A 14550-nucleotide genomic window follows, 5' to 3' on the forward strand; every position below is an offset into this window, starting at 1 on the left:
GGCTGTCAGATCAGCCCCGCCAGCGGCGAGCTGGGATCGGCGTAGAGCCGCTTCTGCATGCGGCCGGCCAGATAGGCCTCGCGGCCGGCGATCACCGCGTGCTTCATGGCCCGGGCCATGCGGATCGGGTCCTTGGCCTCGGCGATGGCGGTGTTCATCAGGATGGCGTCGCAGCCCAGCTCCATGCCGATCGCCGCGTCCGAGGCGGTGCCGACCCCGGCGTCGACCAGCACCGGCACCTTGGCGTTCTCGACGATGATCCGCAGATTGACCCGGTTCTGGATGCCCAGGCCCGAGCCGATCGGCGCTCCCAGCGGCATGATCGCCACCGCCCCGGCCTCTTCCAGCTTGCGGGCGTAGACCGGGTCGTCCGAGCAGTAGACCATCACCTGGAAGCCCTCGGCGACCAGCAGCTTCAGCGAGCGCAGGGTCTCTTCCATGTCCGGATAGAGGGTCTTGGGGTCGGACAGCACCTCCAGCTTGACCAGGTCCCAGCCGCCGGCCTCGCGAGCCAGGCGCAGGGTGCGCACGGCGTCCTCGCCGGTGAAGCAGCCGGCGGTGTTGGGCAGGTAGGTGAATTCGGTCGGCTTGACGTAGTCGACCAGCAGCGGCTGGGTCGGGTCGGTCAGGTTCACCCGCCGCACCGCCACGGTGACGATCTGCGCCCCGGCCGCGCGGGCCGCTGCGGCGTTGGTGGCGTAGTCCTTGTACTTGCCGGTGCCGACGATCAGCCGCGAGGTGAAAGTGCGGCCGGCGACGGTCCAGCTGTCGTCGGACGCAAGGTCGGCGGACACGGGAGCGGCGGATTCGGGGGGGACGTGCGCGTTCATGGGCTGGGTTTACGCCTGCGCCGGCGCGGTTTCAAACGCCCAGGCGCTATCCGCCGCCGATGAAGGTCACGATCTCGATGCGGTCGCCGTCGGCCAGGGCCGTGTCGGCATAGGTCGAGCGCGGGGCGATCTCGAGATTGCGCTCGACCGCCACCTTGCGGGCGTCCAGGCCCAGGGACGCGACCAGGTCGGCCAGGGTGCCGACCCCGTCGAACACCCGTTCCTCGCCGTTCAATAAAAGCCTCATCTCACCTCCGAAGCGAGCCCTGCTTGTGACGCGGGGGAACCGGCTATACAAGACCTCCCGGAATCGACGGCGGAGCCGAATGGTAAAACCGATCCATGTGCTGAGCGGACCCAACCTCAACCTGTTGGGAACGCGTGAGCCCGAGATCTATGGCAAGGACACGCTCGACGATGTCCGTACGCGCTGCGAGGCGCGGGCGGCCGCTCGGGGCCTTTCTATCGTCTTCAGGCAGAGCAATCACGAGGGCGAGCTGATCGACTGGGTGCACGAAGCCCGGCTGGAGGCCTGCGCCCTGGTGATCAATCCCGCCGGATACGGCCACACCTCGATCGCCCTGCTCGACGCCCTGAAGGCCTTGAACATCCCGGTCATCGAGTGTCACCTGTCCAACCCGGCGGCGCGGGAAGACTTCCGCCGCCACACCTATGTATCGCTCGCGGCGACCGGGATCGTCTCCGGCTTCGGCGCGGCGAGCTATGAACTGGCGATCGAGGCCGCAGCCGGCCTGGTCGGCGCCAACTAGCCGGCGACCCCGGCTCCAGAAGACAGCAAGGTAAGCTTCCATGTCCACTCCCAAGGCCCCCGCCGATCCGGTCGAGACTCCGTCGATCGACGCCCGCCTGGTCCGCAAGCTGGCCGACATCCTGAAGGACACCGGCCTGTCGGAGATCGAGGTCGAGCACGCGGGCCTGAAGATCCGCGTCGCCCGCGAGCTGACGGTGGCCGCCGCCACCCAATACGTTCAGGCCCCGGCCGCCCCGGCCTATGCGCCCGCCCCGGCTCCCGCCGCCGCCCCGGCCGCCGAGGCCGCAGCGCCCGCCCGCGCCGGCGAGGCGGTCAAGTCGCCGATGGTCGGCACCGTCTATCTGTCGCCCCAGCCCGGCGCCGACGCCTTCATCAAGGTGGGCGACAACGTCACCGCCGGCCAGACCCTGCTGATCGTCGAAGCCATGAAGACCATGAACCCTATCTCGGCCCCCAAGGCCGGCAAGGTCGTCGAGATCCTGGTGGCAGACGCCCAGCCCGTCGAGTTCGGCGAGCCGCTCGTCATCGTCGAGTAATCGGCATGTTCGACAAGATCCTCATCGCCAACCGAGGCGAGATCGCGCTTCGGGTTCACCGCGCCTGCAAGGAAATGGGCATCGCCACCGTGGCGGTCCATTCCGAGGCCGACGCCAATTCCATGTGGGTGCGGCTGGCCGACGAAAGCGTCTGCATCGGCCCGGCCTCGGCCGCCAAGTCCTATCTGAACATCCCCTCGATCATCGCCGCCGCCGAGATCACCGGCGCCCAGGCGATCCATCCCGGCTACGGCTTCCTGTCGGAAAACGCCCGCTTCGCCGAGATCGTCGGGGCCCACGGCTACACCTTCATCGGGCCCAAGCCGGAACACATCCGGATGATGGGCGACAAGATCACCGCCAAGCAGGCGGTCAAGGACGCCGGCATTCCGGTGGTCCCCGGCTCGGACGGCGGCGTCTCGACCGAGGAAGAGGCCTTCGCGGCCGCCGAGCAGATCGGCTTCCCGGTGCTGATCAAGGCCGCCTCCGGCGGCGGCGGTCGCGGCATGAAGGTCGCCCAGACCCGCGAGGACCTGGCCGAAGCCGTCTCCACCGCCCGCTCCGAAGCCCGCGCGGCGTTCGGCGACGACACCGTCTATATGGAGCGCTATCTCCAGAAGCCGCGCCACATCGAACTGCAGGTGATCGCCGACAGCCACGGCAATGTCGTGCATCTGGGCGAGCGGGACTGCTCGCTGCAGCGCCGCCACCAGAAGGTGCTGGAAGAGGCCCCCTCGCCCGCCCTGGGCGCGGCCGACCGCGCCAAGATCGGCAAGATCGTCGTCGATGCGGTCAAGGCCATCGGCTATCTCGGCGTCGGCACCATCGAGTTCTTGTGGGAGAACGGCGAGTTCTTCTTCATCGAGATGAACACCCGCCTGCAGGTCGAGCACCCGGTCACCGAGGCCATCACCGGCATCGACCTGGTGCGCGAGCAGATCCGCATCGCCGCCGGCCTGCCGCTGTCCTTCACCCAGGACGAGGTGGTGTTCGAGGGCCACGCCATCGAGTGCCGAATCAACGCCGAGAACGCCCGCACCTTCACGCCCTCGCCGGGCACCATCACCGACTTCCACGCCCCTGGCGGCCTGGGGGTGCGGCTGGATTCGGCGATCTACACCGGCTACGCGATCCCGCCCTATTACGACAGCCTGATCGGCAAGCTGATCGTCCATGGCCGCGACCGCGCCGAATGCATCGCCCGCCTGCGGCGCTGCCTCGGCGAGATGGTGGTCGGCGGCATCGAGACGACGATCCCGCTGTTCCAGGACCTGCTGGTGCAACCCGACATCCTGGCCGGCGATTACGACATTCACTGGCTGGAGCGCTGGATCAAGGCGCAGGGCTGAGGCCGAATCTCGTTTCGCCGATTACCCCTCACCCGTTTCCCCGGCGAAGGCCGGGGCCCAGATCGTAGGGCTTGGTGTTTCAGGACAATCGTCCGAAACCACGGCTGGACCTGGGTCCCGGCCTTCGCCGGGAAGACGGTAGGGTGTTGGCGACAAGGTGAAATGAGCTGACGCGCGACATGGATGACGACGCCTTCACGGTCGATGATCTCATCGCCTGCTACGAACGCGGCGTCTTTCCCATGGCCGACGCCCGCCATGACGACAGCATCTTCCTGATCGACCCGGAACGCCGGGGCGTGCTGCCGCTGGACGGCGTGCACGTCCCGCGCCGCCTGGCCCGCACGGTGCGGGCCGAGCCGTTCGAGGTGCGCATCGACAGCGCCTTCGACGCCGTGGTCGAGGCCTGCGCGGCGGCGCGGCCGGGGCGTCCGGAGACCTGGATCAACAGGCCGATCCAGCGGCTCTACGGCCAGCTGTTCGCCCGCGGCCTGGCCCACAGCGTCGAGTGCTGGGCCGGCGAGGAACTGGTCGGCGGCCTCTACGGGGTGGCGTTCGGCGCGGCCTTCTTCGGCGAGAGCATGTTCTCCACCCGCCGCGACGCCAGCAAGGTGGCGCTGATCCACCTGGTCGGCCGCCTCGTCGCCGGCGACTACCGATTGCTCGACACCCAGTTCATCACCGAGCACCTGGAGCAGTTCGGGACGATCGAGATCCCCCGGGCCGACTATCGCCGCCGCCTGGGACGGGCCTGGACCGCCCAGGCCGACTTCTATCGGCTGGCGGCCGGCGCCTCGGGGGCCGAGGTCTTGCAGGCGATCAGCCAGGCGTCATAGACCGGGTGCTCCAACGGGTTCAGGCCCGGTGAATTGGCGTACATCCAGCCCTTGTAGATCTGCCGCCCGGGCGGGGCGACGCGGCCCGGCAGGGCCTTGGGCTGGGTGTCGACCGTGACATAGGCCACCTGGTCGGGAGCGTCCTCGTCCGGGGTGGTGGTCTCGCAGGCGCGGACGGTGAACACCAGGGTCTTATAGCGGATCGGCTGGCCGACCGGGGCCTCGAACCGCATGGTCTCGGTGGTCACCTTGTCGAGCGCCTGGATGATCGCCACCGAGGCGCGGGCGCGCTTGGCCGGCTCCTCGGGCTTGGCCGGGGGCGCGTCGGCGGGCTTGGGCGTCTCGGACTGCGGCGCCGGGGTCGGAGCCGGCGCGATCTGGACCGGGACCGGCGCCGGCGTGGCGGTCGAGGGCGCGACGGGCGCGGACGGCGCCGCCGGGGCGGCGGGCGGAAGCTGGGCGGGCGGCGGCTGTTGCGGGGCGTTCTGCAGCGCCCAGGCCCCGCCGCCGGCCAGCGACGCCGCCACGGCCAGCAGGGCGACGCCGGTCAGGGCCCGCGCGGTCGTCATCCTATTCCGGCGACCAGGGCTTGTAATCGCTGGTGGCGATCGCACGTTGGCCGCCGCGGGTCAGCGAACCCTTCGGGCGCCAGGCGTGGATGGTGCCGGTCAAGTTCGGGATGTGGTCCTTTTCCCAGGCGCGGCGCTTCAGCGGCACCGTGGTCGGCGGCTCGTCGAAGGTGTAGTGCAGCCAGCCGCTCCATTCGGCCGGCACCTTCGAGGCCTCGGCGTAGCCGTCATAGATCACCCAGCGGCGCTTGTGCGCGTCATAGCTGTCACTGGCGTCACGCGCCTCGTAATAGCGGTTGCCGTAGTCGTCCTGGCCCACGAACACGCCACGACGGCTGATGTGGAAGCGCTGACCCAGGGTCGCGCCGTTCCACCACGTGAAGATCGCTTTCAGCACCGCGTCAGCACCCAATCTCGCAAAGCTCCCCGCAGCGCGGAAGGCGTTGCGGGGCGGCCGGACTATAGGTCGCCGCCCCGCCAGCGTCCAGCATCGGCGCAGCGGCGCGAACTTCAACATCTTGTGGATCAGAGGGCGTTCACACCCCACATCTATTGAAGGGCCGCCAGCCGCGCTCTAAGGTGACGCATTCTTGGCGCCCAGACGCGGAATCGCCCATGCGCATTCAGTCCCGACATCCCGGTCCCGCCCCCAAGATCGCGCCGCGCGTGCTGGAGCGCAGCGATTCGGTCGTCGAGGTCCTGGCCCCCGCCGACTGGACCGACGCCCGGGTCGAGGCCTGGCTGGACTGGGCGCCTGAAGCGCCGACCGACGGCGGGTTCGACGCCGACGCGCCGCTGGGTGGCGGCCCCGCCCGCTACGCCGAGCGCCTGGCCCGGGCCGGGCTGGACGACGGGCTGTTTGGCGACGCCGCTGACGCCGCGGCGTTCGCCGACGCCCTGCTGGCCTCCATGCTGTCCGGGATCGCCGCCCCGGCCGGCGCCCGCCCCGCCCCGCTGCGCCTGCCCGACATCGGCGAGATCGAGTTCCGCCGCGAGGCGCAAGGCCGCTTGGCCGTCGAACGCTCGGCCAGGCTGGCCGCCAAGGCCGCCGCCCGCCTGGACGCGGCCCTGGCCCAGGTCGGCGACGCGGTCCAGCGCTGCCATGGCGACGCCAAGGCCTGTTCCGATCCGCGCAAGAACAGCGCCCTGGGCCGCGCCGCCCGCAAGGCCCGCGACCTGGGCGCCGACGACCGCATGATCCTCGACGCGATCGCCCTGGCCGGCGCGTCACGCACGGCCCTGATCGATCCCGAGGCCCGCGGCCCCGCCCCGCTCGTCGCCTCGGCCGCGCGCCAAGGCGTCGCCGCCGTCGACGAGGCCGCCAGCTTCGCCGCCCAGGTCGGCTGGGAGACCAGCGCCCTGACCCTGGCCCTGTCGCCGGAGGACGCCGAGGCCCTGGCCCGCGGCGCGGCGGTCCGCGCCGCCATCGACGTCACCGCCTTCCAGCACGACGACGCCTTCGACTCCGCCGGCTTCAACCAGATGGTCGGCCTGTGGACCACGGCGCTGGAGATCGAGCGCGGCGAGCGCCCGGCCGAGCTGGGCCTGGCCGGAGTCGGCGACTGGTTGCTGGCCCAGGGCCTGTCGGCCGCCGGCGACGCCGGCCGTGACGCCGCCGCCGCCCTTTGGGCCCTGGCGGTCGGGGCGGCCCTGTCGGCCAGCGCCGAGGCCGCCGCCGTGCTCGGCGTGGATCCGGTCTTCGCCCAGGAGCGCCAGGTCCTGCTGCGCGGCCTGGCCGAGCGCCGGGTGCGCGCCGCGGCCCTGCGCTCGCCCCTGGCCGCCGAGGCCGCCGCCGCCCTGGCCGTCGCCCACGGCCTGGCCCGCAAGCACGGCCTGCGCTCGGCCCGGCTGGTCGCCGCCTTCGCCGACCCCGAGGCCGCCCTGCGCCTGGGCGGCAAGGCCCTGGGCCCGGCCGCCGCCGCAGCGCCCGTCGCCGCCGCCCAGACCGCCGACGGCCTGGTCATCCCCACCTTCAGCGCCGCCGCCCACGCCTTGCTGTCGCGGGTCGAGGCCGATGTCGACGCCGCCCGCCGCCACGCCATGGGCCACGGCTCGCTGGCCGAGGCGCCGGCCGTCGACCACATGGTCCTGCAGGCCCGCGGCTTCACCGCCCACGAGATCGAGCAGGCCGAGGACGCCCTGCGCCAGGCCGACGGCCTGCGCGCCGCCTTCGCCCCGGCGGTGATCGGCGCCGGCTTCCTCAGCGACGTGCTGGGCGTCCCCACCGAGGCCCTGGCCGACCCGAACTTCGACACCCTGGCCTTCGCCGGTTTCTCGCCGGTCGAGATCGAGGCGGCCGAGCGCCACGCCCTGGGCGCGCGGCGGCTGGCGGACTGCGAGGCCCTGGACGCCGACGTCCGCGCCCTGTTCGCCGCCATCGAGGCCCCGGTCCTGGCCGACCGCCTGGCGATGATCGCCGCGGTCGAGACCTTCACCTGCCTAGCCGCCCCGGCGGTGCTGGACCTGCCGTTCGACGCCCGCCCCGCCGACGCCGCCCGGCTGCAGGCCGCCGCGGCCCGGGCCGGGGTCCGCGCCCTACGCCTGAACCGCACCGCGCCGCCGCCCGGCTTCGCCCTGGCCCTGCCCGAGGCCGAGGCCGAAGCCCCCCGCCCGGCCGCCGTCGAACCCCGGCCCGCCCCAGTCCAGGAACGGATCGTCGAGCGCGTGGTGGAACGGGTCGTCGAGCGCGGCGGCCGGTCCCGCCGCAAGCTGCCCGACCGCCGCAAGGGCTATATCCAGAAGGCGGCGGTGGGCGGCCACAAGGTCTATCTGCACACCGGCGAATACGAGGACGGCGAGGTCGGCGAGATCTTCATCGACATGCACAAGGAAGGCGCCGCCTTCCGCAGCCTGATGAACAATTTCGCCATCGCCATCTCGATCGGCCTGCAATACGGCGTGCCGCTGGACGAGTTCGTCGACGCCTATGTGTTCACCAAGTTCGAGCCGGCCGGGCCGGTGACCGGCAACGACTCGATCCGCTCGGCGACCTCGATCCTCGACTACATCTTCCGCGAGCTGGGCGTGTCCTATCTGGGCCGCGACGACCTGGCCAACGCCGATCCGGGCGAATTCAACGCCGACGGCCTGGGCCGCGGCGAGGGCGTCGACGACGGCGGGGCCGAGCCCGAGCCCCTGCCGGCCAGCAAGTTCATCTCCAAGGGCTTCTCGCGCGGCGCGGCCCCCGACAACCTGGTGTTCCTGCCGTTCGGCGGCCGCCGCGACGAGGCCCGCGCGCCCGACGCCGCCGGCCGTCCGGGCGGCGAGGTCTGCCCGGCCTGCGGCGACCTGGCCCTCAGCCGCATGGGCTCGCTGGTGGTTTGCGACAGCTGCGGGACCCAGACCCCGGCGGCGGCGGCCGACTCCGGACGAGGGGATGCGGCCAGCTGAACCGTTTGCCTGGCCTTAAACTTGCGGTGGCATGGTCGACCGAGATTTCAGCCGAAAGACGCGTGCCAGAATGAAACCGCCCTTCCCGCTTCTCGCCGCCTCCCTGGCGACCGTCCTGCTGGCCCTGGCCGTGCCGGCCGTCGCCCAGAACGCCGGCCAGATCGCCAGCGTCCGGGCCGGCGCCAACTGCCCGCGCTGCAACCTGTTCCAGGCCGACCTGTCGGGCCTGACCCTGCGCGGCAGGAACCTGGCCGGCGCCCGCCTGCGCCAGGCCGACCTCAGCCTGGCGGTGATGAACCGCGCCAGCTTCGCCGGCGCCGACCTGCGCGACGTCAACTTCTATGGCGGGGTGTTCGGCGGGGCCAGCTTCGCCGGGGCCAACCTGACCAACGCCACCCTGGTCGGGGCCTATCTGGAAGGGGCCAATTTCCGCGGCGCGACCCTGGCGGGAGTCAATTTGTCGGGGGCCGAGATGGATCGGGCGACGGGCCTGACCCAGGCCCAGCTGAACCACGCCTGCGGCGACGGCTCGACCCAGCTGCCGCGCGGTCTTTCCGTGCCCGCCTGCCGTTAAACTTCCGTCATTACCGCGATTTAAGTGGCGTTGGCCGGCTCGCGGGCCCAAATCGTAACCTACACGGTCGCTTATTCCCGACCGGCCTGGAGGTTTTCGATGTCCCGCCTTGGGATCACTTTCGCCGCCCTGACCCTGGCCCTGTCGGCGCTCGCCCAGCAGGCCCAGGCCGCGACCGAGGACAAGGACGTGGCGCGGATGATTTCGCTGGGCGGCGCCTGCGTCAGCTGCGAACTGTCGGGCCGCAAGCTGACCGGCGCCCGCTTCACCGGCGCTAACTACGCCAAGGCCAATCTGATCGGCGCCGACCTGCGCGGAGCCAGCTTCTTCGGCGCCAACTTCACCGGCGCCGACCTGTCGCGGGCCGACCTGCGCGGGGCCGAGATGCGCGGGGCCGGCTTCGCCCACGCCATCTTCACCGACGCCAAGCTGTCGGGCCTGGAGAGCAGTGGGGCCAACTTCACCGGCGCCGACCTCGCCCGGGTCGACCTGTCGTCGTCCGAACTGCATGGCGCCGGCATGACGGGCGCCAATCTCGAAAAGGCCAACCTGTCGAGCAGCGAGCTGACCGGGGCCAACCTCCAAGGCGTCAACGCTCGCTTCGCCAATTTCCAGTCGGCGGAGCTGAACGGCAGCAATATGAGCGGCGGCAATTTCGAGCGGGCCAATTTCCGCGACGCGGAGTTCACCGGGGCGATCCTGCGCGGCGCGATCTTCGGCGGCGCTGATTTCCAGGGCGCCGACCTGTCGGGAGCCAGCCTCGCCGGGGTCGACCTGTCCAACGTCCGCGGCCTGGACCAGGACCAGCTGGACGAGGCCTGCGGCGACGCCTCCACCCGTACGCCGCGCGGCCTGAGCGTCCGCAACTGCTCGGGCGACCGTCGCATCCGCATCAGCGGCGACTTCTGGCGCGCCCAGGCCGAGGCCGCCCGCGCCCAGGTCGAAGCCCACCGCGGCGAGATCGAGGCCGCCGCCGCCCTGGCCGCCCAGCCCAGGCCCCCGCGCCCGCCCAGCCCGCCCAAGCCGGCCCGGCCGCCGCAATAGCGGGCCGACGGGTCTGAATGAAAAAGCCCTCCGATCCCGCTGGACCGGAGGGCTTTTTGCTGGCCGTCCTAGACCTTGATCGGCGGGGCCGAGCGGATGTGCAGCTCTTTGTACTGCCGCTCCTGGGCCTCGGCCGGGGCGTTCATCAAGAGGTCCTGGCCCTGCTGGTTCAGCGGGAAGGCGATGACCTCGCGGATGGCGACCTGCTCGGCCAGCAGCATGACGATGCGGTCGATTCCCGGGGCCAGGCCGCCGTGCGGCGGAGCGCCGAAGCGGAAGGCGTTGAGCATGCCGCCGAACTGGTCCTCGACGACCTCGGGCCCGTAGCCGGCGATCTCGAAGGCCTTGAGCATGATTTCCGGCTTGTGGTTCCGGATCGCGCCCGAGCACAGCTCGTAGCCGTTGCAGACGATGTCGTACTGGTAGGCCAGGATCGACAGCGGGTCCTGGGTCTCCAGCGCCGCCAGCTCGCCCTGCGGCATCGAGAACGGATTGTGCGAGAAGTCGACGCGCTTTTCGTCCTCGTTCCACTCGAACATCGGGAAGTCGACGATCCAGCAGAAGCGGAACTGGTCCTCGTCGACCAGCTTCAGTTCGGTCCCGACCCGGGTGCGGGCTAGGCCGGCGAACTTGGCGAACACGGCGGGGTCGCCGGCCACGAAGAAGGCGGCGTCGCCGGTCTTCAGGCCCAGCTGGGCGGCGATGGCCGAGGCCTTCTCCTCGCCGATGTTCTTGGCGATCGGACCGGCCGCGCCCTCTTCATTGCCGTGCTCGTCGGCGGCGCGCCAGAAGATGTAGCCCAGGCCCGGCTGGCCCTCGCCCTGCGCCCAGCTGTTCATGCGGTCGCAGAAGGCGCGGTTGCCGCCGGTCGGGGCCGGGATGGCCCAGATGGCGTTCTTGGCGTCAGCGGCGAGAATCTTGGCGAACAGGCCGAAGCCGCCGTCGCGGAAGTGTTCCGAGACGTCCTGCATCTCGATCGGGTTGCGAAGGTCGGGCTTGTCGGAGCCGTACTTCTGCATCGCTTCCTTGTAGGGAATGCGCTGGAACGGATAGGCGCTGACCCGCTTGCCGTTGGCGAACTCCTCGAACACCCCGTGCATCACCGGCTCGATGGCCGCGAACACGTCCTCCTGGGTGACGAAGCTCATCTCGACGTCGAGCTGGTAGAATTCCAGGCTGCGGTCGGCGCGCAGGTCCTCGTCGCGGAAGCAGGGGGCGATCTGGAAGTAGCGGTCGAAGCCCGAGACCATCAGCAGCTGCTTGAACTGCTGCGGGGCCTGGGGCAGCGCGTAGAACTTGCCCGGATGCAGGCGCGAGGGCACCAGGAAGTCGCGCGCGCCCTCCGGCGACGAGGCCGTCAGGATCGGGGTCTGGAATTCGTTGAACCCTTGCGCGAACATCCGGCTGCGGATCGACTGGATGACCTTGCTGCGCAGGACGATGTTCTTGTGCAGGGTCTCGCGGCGCAGGTCGAGATAGCGGTGCTTGAGGCGGATCTCCTCGGGATAGTCCGGCTCGCCGAACACCGGCAGGGGCAGCTCGGCGGCCTCGCTGAGCACCTCGACGGCGGCGACGCGGATCTCGATCTCGCCGGTCGGCAGGTTGGGGTTCACGGCGCCGGCGTCGCGGGCCACCACTTCGCCGTCGATCCGGATCACGCTCTCGGCCCGCAGCCGCTCGACGATCGCGAAGCCGGGGGTCTCGGGGTGCAGGACCAGCTGGGTCAGGCCGTAATGGTCGCGCAGGTCGACGAAGACCAGGCCGCCATGGTCGCGCTTGCGGTGGATCCAGCCCGACAGCCGCACCGCAGCGCCGGTGTCGGAGGCGCGCAGGGCGCCGCAGGTGTGGGTGCGGTAGGCGTGCATCGTCGTCATGAAAGAGTCTTCAAAAGCCGGGGAAACGCGGTGATTTGCAAGGCGCGGAAAGGCGCATGGGGGGGCGGCGATGTCAAGGATTCTGGGGCGCCGCGGCCCTTACGGACGCCCTTCCCTACCGCGCCGTCAGGGCCGTGAGTTCGTGCTCGCCGCCGAGGTCGCGGAACTTGAACGCCACCCGGGCGCCGGAGGTCAGCGGCGCTTCGGCCAGGACGTCGGCGGAGGCGTGGAACACCGTCCGTCCCGGGACGAGTTTGGCGCTGCTCGCGCCGTCGTGATCGAGCGTGAGAGTCTGGCCGTCGATCGCGGCGATCACCCCGGTCGAATCATATTCCGGACCCGCGGGAAGCGTCGCCGGAGCCGCTGCTGGCGCGGATGCGGGCGCCTTGCCGGCCGGGCCAGGACCGCAGGCGACGAGCGCTGAAGCTAGAAAAATCACGGAAATGAGTTGTATTTTCATGGACTTGCCGTTCTTTTCGCTCGAAGCGGTCGCGCCGAACCCGTCCCTTCTACAAGGTTTTTTCTCGCGTGTGCGAAATGGGCGGCGATTGTGGTAGCGATTTTGTGATCGAAGTTTTACTCTAATGACACCGGCGGCTCTCCGCGCCGGTTGTCGACGACCGTGAAACCTGCAGCAGAACGCGCCGATCCTAGCGGATCCGATGCGTCCCGTGGAGCCGGTTTTACGCCGATCGACGCCTGCGGGGAAACCCGGCCGCCTCGGACAGCCCGAAGCGCGGACAGCCCGAGACGATGGACCAGATGAGCGAACGCGGCGCCTTCTTCGACCTGACCTCCTCGCGGAGCGTCGCCTTTGACACGGTGATCTCTCCCCGGGACCGGGTCGAGATCCCGGCCGAGGCCCCCCTGGCCATGCCGGTCCAGCCCCTGGCCTTCTGGCAGGGCGGCGCCCGCTCGGTCAGGACCGGCGACACCGCCCTGACCCTGCGCCGCTGGATCGTGTTCGTGGCCACTGCGGTCATGGCCTTCGCCGGCTGGAAGGCGACCTACGACACCATCGCCCTGGGCGGCGTCACCCGGCTGGAAGCGGTGTGCATCACCCTGCTGGCCCCGCTGTTCCTGGCCCTGGCCCTGTGGTTCTGCACAGCTGTGGTCGGCTTCGTGGTGCTGCTGGGCAAGCCCAGGGACCCGCTGGGCATCGACGAGGCCCTGCCGATGCCGCGGCCCAAGGCCCGCACGGCGATCCTGATGCCGGTCCACAACGAGGACGCCGCCGAGGTGTTCGCTCGCCTGCGGGCCATGGACGCCTCGTTGGCCGAGACCGGCGCCAGCCGCGCCTTCGACATCTTCATCCTCAGCGACACCCGCGACCCCGCCGTGGCCCTGGCCGAGCAGGCCTGCTTCGCCCGCTTCCGCCGCGAGGCCAATAGCCACGTCTTCTATCGCAAGCGCAGCCACAACACCGGCCGCAAGGCCGGCAACATCGCCGACTGGGTGGCCCGCTGGGGCGGCGACTACGAGCACATGCTGGTGCTCGACGCCGACAGCCTGATGACCGGCGAGGCCATGGTCCGCCTGGCCGACGCCATGGAGCGCCATCCGCGCGTGGGCCTGATCCAGACCATGCCGATGATCATCAACGGCCAGACGATCTTCGCCCGCACCCTGCAGTTCGCCACCCGCCTTTACGGTAGAGTTGCGTGGACGGGCCTGGCCTGGTGGTCGGGCAGCGAGAGCAGCTTCTGGGGCCACAACGCCATCGTCCGCACCCGCGCCTTCGCCGAGACCTGCGGCCTGCCTTCGCTGAACGGCCCCAAGCCGTTCGGCGGCGAGGTGATGAGCCACGACGCCCTGGAGAGCGCCCTGCTGCGCCGCGGCGGCTGGGCCGTGCACCTGGCTCCCTATCTGGGCGGCTCCTACGAGGAGAGCCCCTCCAACCTGCTGGACTTCGCCACCCGCGACCGCCGCTGGTGCCGGGGCAACGTCCAGCACGTGCCGCTGATCGGCCTGCCCGGCCTGCACTGGATGAGCCGGCTGCACCTGGCGATCGGCGTGCTCAGCTACGTGCTCTCGCCGCTGTGGTTCGTGGCCCTGTCGTCGGGGATCGTCTCGCGCATGCTGATGCCCGAGCTGAAGAAGGCCGCCTTCACCATGGCCGACCTGCAGGCCGCCGCCCACGCCCTGATCGACTGGCGCGAGATCCAGGCCACGGCCTGGGCGATGATCATCACCTTCATCCTGCTGTTCGGCCCCAAGATTCTCGGCTCGATCCTGGTGTTCTCGCGCAGGCACGAGATCAAGGGCTTCGGCGGCCGCCGCCGGATTCTGGCCGGATTGGGCGTGGAGATGTTGCTCTCGGCCCTGGTCGCCCCGATGCTGATGTTCACCCAGACCCGGGCCTTGGTCGAGATTCTGGCCGGCAAGGTCGGCGGTTGGGCCACCCAGCGCCGCGACGCCGACAAGGTCACCGTCAAGGAAGCCTCGGCCGCCATGGGCTGGATCAGCGCCGCGGGCCTCGCCCTGGCGGTGACGTTCTGGTTCACCCCCGACCTGCTGACGGCCACCGCGCCGATCCTGGCCGGCCTGATCCTGGCCGTGCCCCTGACCATGCTGGGGGCCCATAAGGCCGCCGGCCTGAAGCTGAAGGCCAACGGCCTGTTCATGACCCCGGAGGAGCGCCGCCCGCCGGCCATCGTCCGCGCCGCCCTGGGCCCGGCCTGCGAGCCGCCGGTCCGCTGGTTCAGCGGCCAGCGTCAGGCGGCGATGATCGCCGAGCAAACGGCCGAACAAAGCGCCGCCTGAGTCTTCCGCGCCT

The 14550-nt window shown here is 70.6% G+C and carries 14 protein-coding genes; 8 read left to right on the forward strand and 6 right to left on the reverse strand.

All coding sequences use genetic code 11. The annotated features are described in order from the left end of the window. Positions 1-5: 5 nt before the first annotated feature. Both ACIPQB_RS15180 and thiS read right to left on the reverse strand, forming a co-directional pair. The gene (locus ACIPQB_RS15180; protein WP_446486082.1) at positions 6-830 is read right to left on the reverse strand and encodes a thiazole synthase; all 825 of its coding nucleotides are present in this window, start codon (positions 828-830) and stop codon (positions 6-8) included. Between the two features lie 46 nt (positions 831-876). Then, positions 877-1077 (reverse strand): sulfur carrier protein ThiS, encoded by a 201-nt coding sequence (thiS, locus tag ACIPQB_RS15185; protein WP_446486083.1) that lies wholly within the window; start codon positions 1075-1077, stop codon positions 877-879. A 79-nt stretch (positions 1078-1156) separates the two neighbouring features. Between thiS and ACIPQB_RS15190 the strand changes: the two genes are divergently transcribed. The 4 genes from ACIPQB_RS15190 (at position 1157) to aat (ending at position 4323) form a co-directional block, all read left to right on the forward strand. Then, positions 1157-1600: a type II 3-dehydroquinate dehydratase gene (locus ACIPQB_RS15190; protein WP_446486084.1), complete on the forward strand. Its 444-nt coding sequence runs from the start codon at positions 1157-1159 to the stop codon at positions 1598-1600. A gap of 40 nt (positions 1601-1640) precedes the next feature. Then, positions 1641-2138 (forward strand): acetyl-CoA carboxylase biotin carboxyl carrier protein, encoded by a 498-nt coding sequence (accB, locus tag ACIPQB_RS15195; RefSeq protein ID WP_446486085.1) that lies wholly within the window; start codon positions 1641-1643, stop codon positions 2136-2138. 5 nt (positions 2139-2143) lie between these two features. After that, the gene (gene accC, locus ACIPQB_RS15200) at positions 2144-3487 is read left to right on the forward strand and encodes an acetyl-CoA carboxylase biotin carboxylase subunit (RefSeq protein ID WP_446486086.1); all 1344 of its coding nucleotides are present in this window, start codon (positions 2144-2146) and stop codon (positions 3485-3487) included. 179 nt (positions 3488-3666) lie between these two features. Next, a complete protein-coding gene (gene aat / locus ACIPQB_RS15205) occupies positions 3667-4323 on the forward strand; it encodes a leucyl/phenylalanyl-tRNA--protein transferase (RefSeq protein WP_446486087.1) in 657 nt (218 codons plus the stop codon). Here the strand turns inward: aat and ACIPQB_RS15210 are convergent. Next, positions 4260-4892, reverse strand: a complete 633-nt coding sequence (locus ACIPQB_RS15210) for a DUF2155 domain-containing protein (protein ID WP_446486088.1) — start codon at positions 4890-4892, stop codon at positions 4260-4262. The genes aat and ACIPQB_RS15210 overlap by 64 nt on opposite strands. Before the next feature lies 1 nt (position 4893). Continuing rightward, positions 4894-5289, reverse strand: a complete 396-nt coding sequence (locus ACIPQB_RS15215; RefSeq protein WP_446486133.1) for an NADH:ubiquinone oxidoreductase subunit NDUFA12 — start codon at positions 5287-5289, stop codon at positions 4894-4896. A 218-nt stretch (positions 5290-5507) separates the two neighbouring features. On the opposite strand from ACIPQB_RS15215, the gene ACIPQB_RS15220 reads away from it, so the two are divergent. The 3 genes from ACIPQB_RS15220 (at position 5508) to ACIPQB_RS15230 (ending at position 9900) form a co-directional block, all read left to right on the forward strand. Continuing rightward, positions 5508-8282, forward strand: coding sequence for a TSCPD domain-containing protein (locus ACIPQB_RS15220; protein WP_446486089.1), 2775 nt, complete (start codon positions 5508-5510; stop codon positions 8280-8282). Between the two features lie 70 nt (positions 8283-8352). Beyond that, positions 8353-8856: a pentapeptide repeat-containing protein gene (locus tag ACIPQB_RS15225; RefSeq protein ID WP_446486090.1), complete on the forward strand. Its 504-nt coding sequence runs from the start codon at positions 8353-8355 to the stop codon at positions 8854-8856. 99 nt (positions 8857-8955) lie between these two features. Further along, the gene (locus tag ACIPQB_RS15230; protein ID WP_446486091.1) at positions 8956-9900 is read left to right on the forward strand and encodes a pentapeptide repeat-containing protein; all 945 of its coding nucleotides are present in this window, start codon (positions 8956-8958) and stop codon (positions 9898-9900) included. Positions 9901-9968: 68 nt separating this feature from the next. On the opposite strand, the gene aspS is transcribed toward ACIPQB_RS15230, so the two are convergent. Then, positions 9969-11774, reverse strand: coding sequence for an aspartate--tRNA ligase (aspS, locus tag ACIPQB_RS15235; RefSeq protein WP_446486092.1), 1806 nt, complete (start codon positions 11772-11774; stop codon positions 9969-9971). 115 nt (positions 11775-11889) lie between these two features. Beyond that, the gene (locus ACIPQB_RS15240; RefSeq protein ID WP_446486093.1) at positions 11890-12234 is read right to left on the reverse strand and encodes a copper-binding protein; all 345 of its coding nucleotides are present in this window, start codon (positions 12232-12234) and stop codon (positions 11890-11892) included. Positions 12235-12536: 302 nt separating this feature from the next. Between ACIPQB_RS15240 and mdoH the strand changes: the two genes are divergently transcribed. Beyond that, the gene (mdoH, locus tag ACIPQB_RS15245) at positions 12537-14537 is read left to right on the forward strand and encodes a glucans biosynthesis glucosyltransferase MdoH (protein WP_446486094.1); all 2001 of its coding nucleotides are present in this window, start codon (positions 12537-12539) and stop codon (positions 14535-14537) included. Positions 14538-14550 lie beyond the last annotated feature (13 nt).

This window comes from Caulobacter sp. LARHSG274, assembly GCF_052871235.1.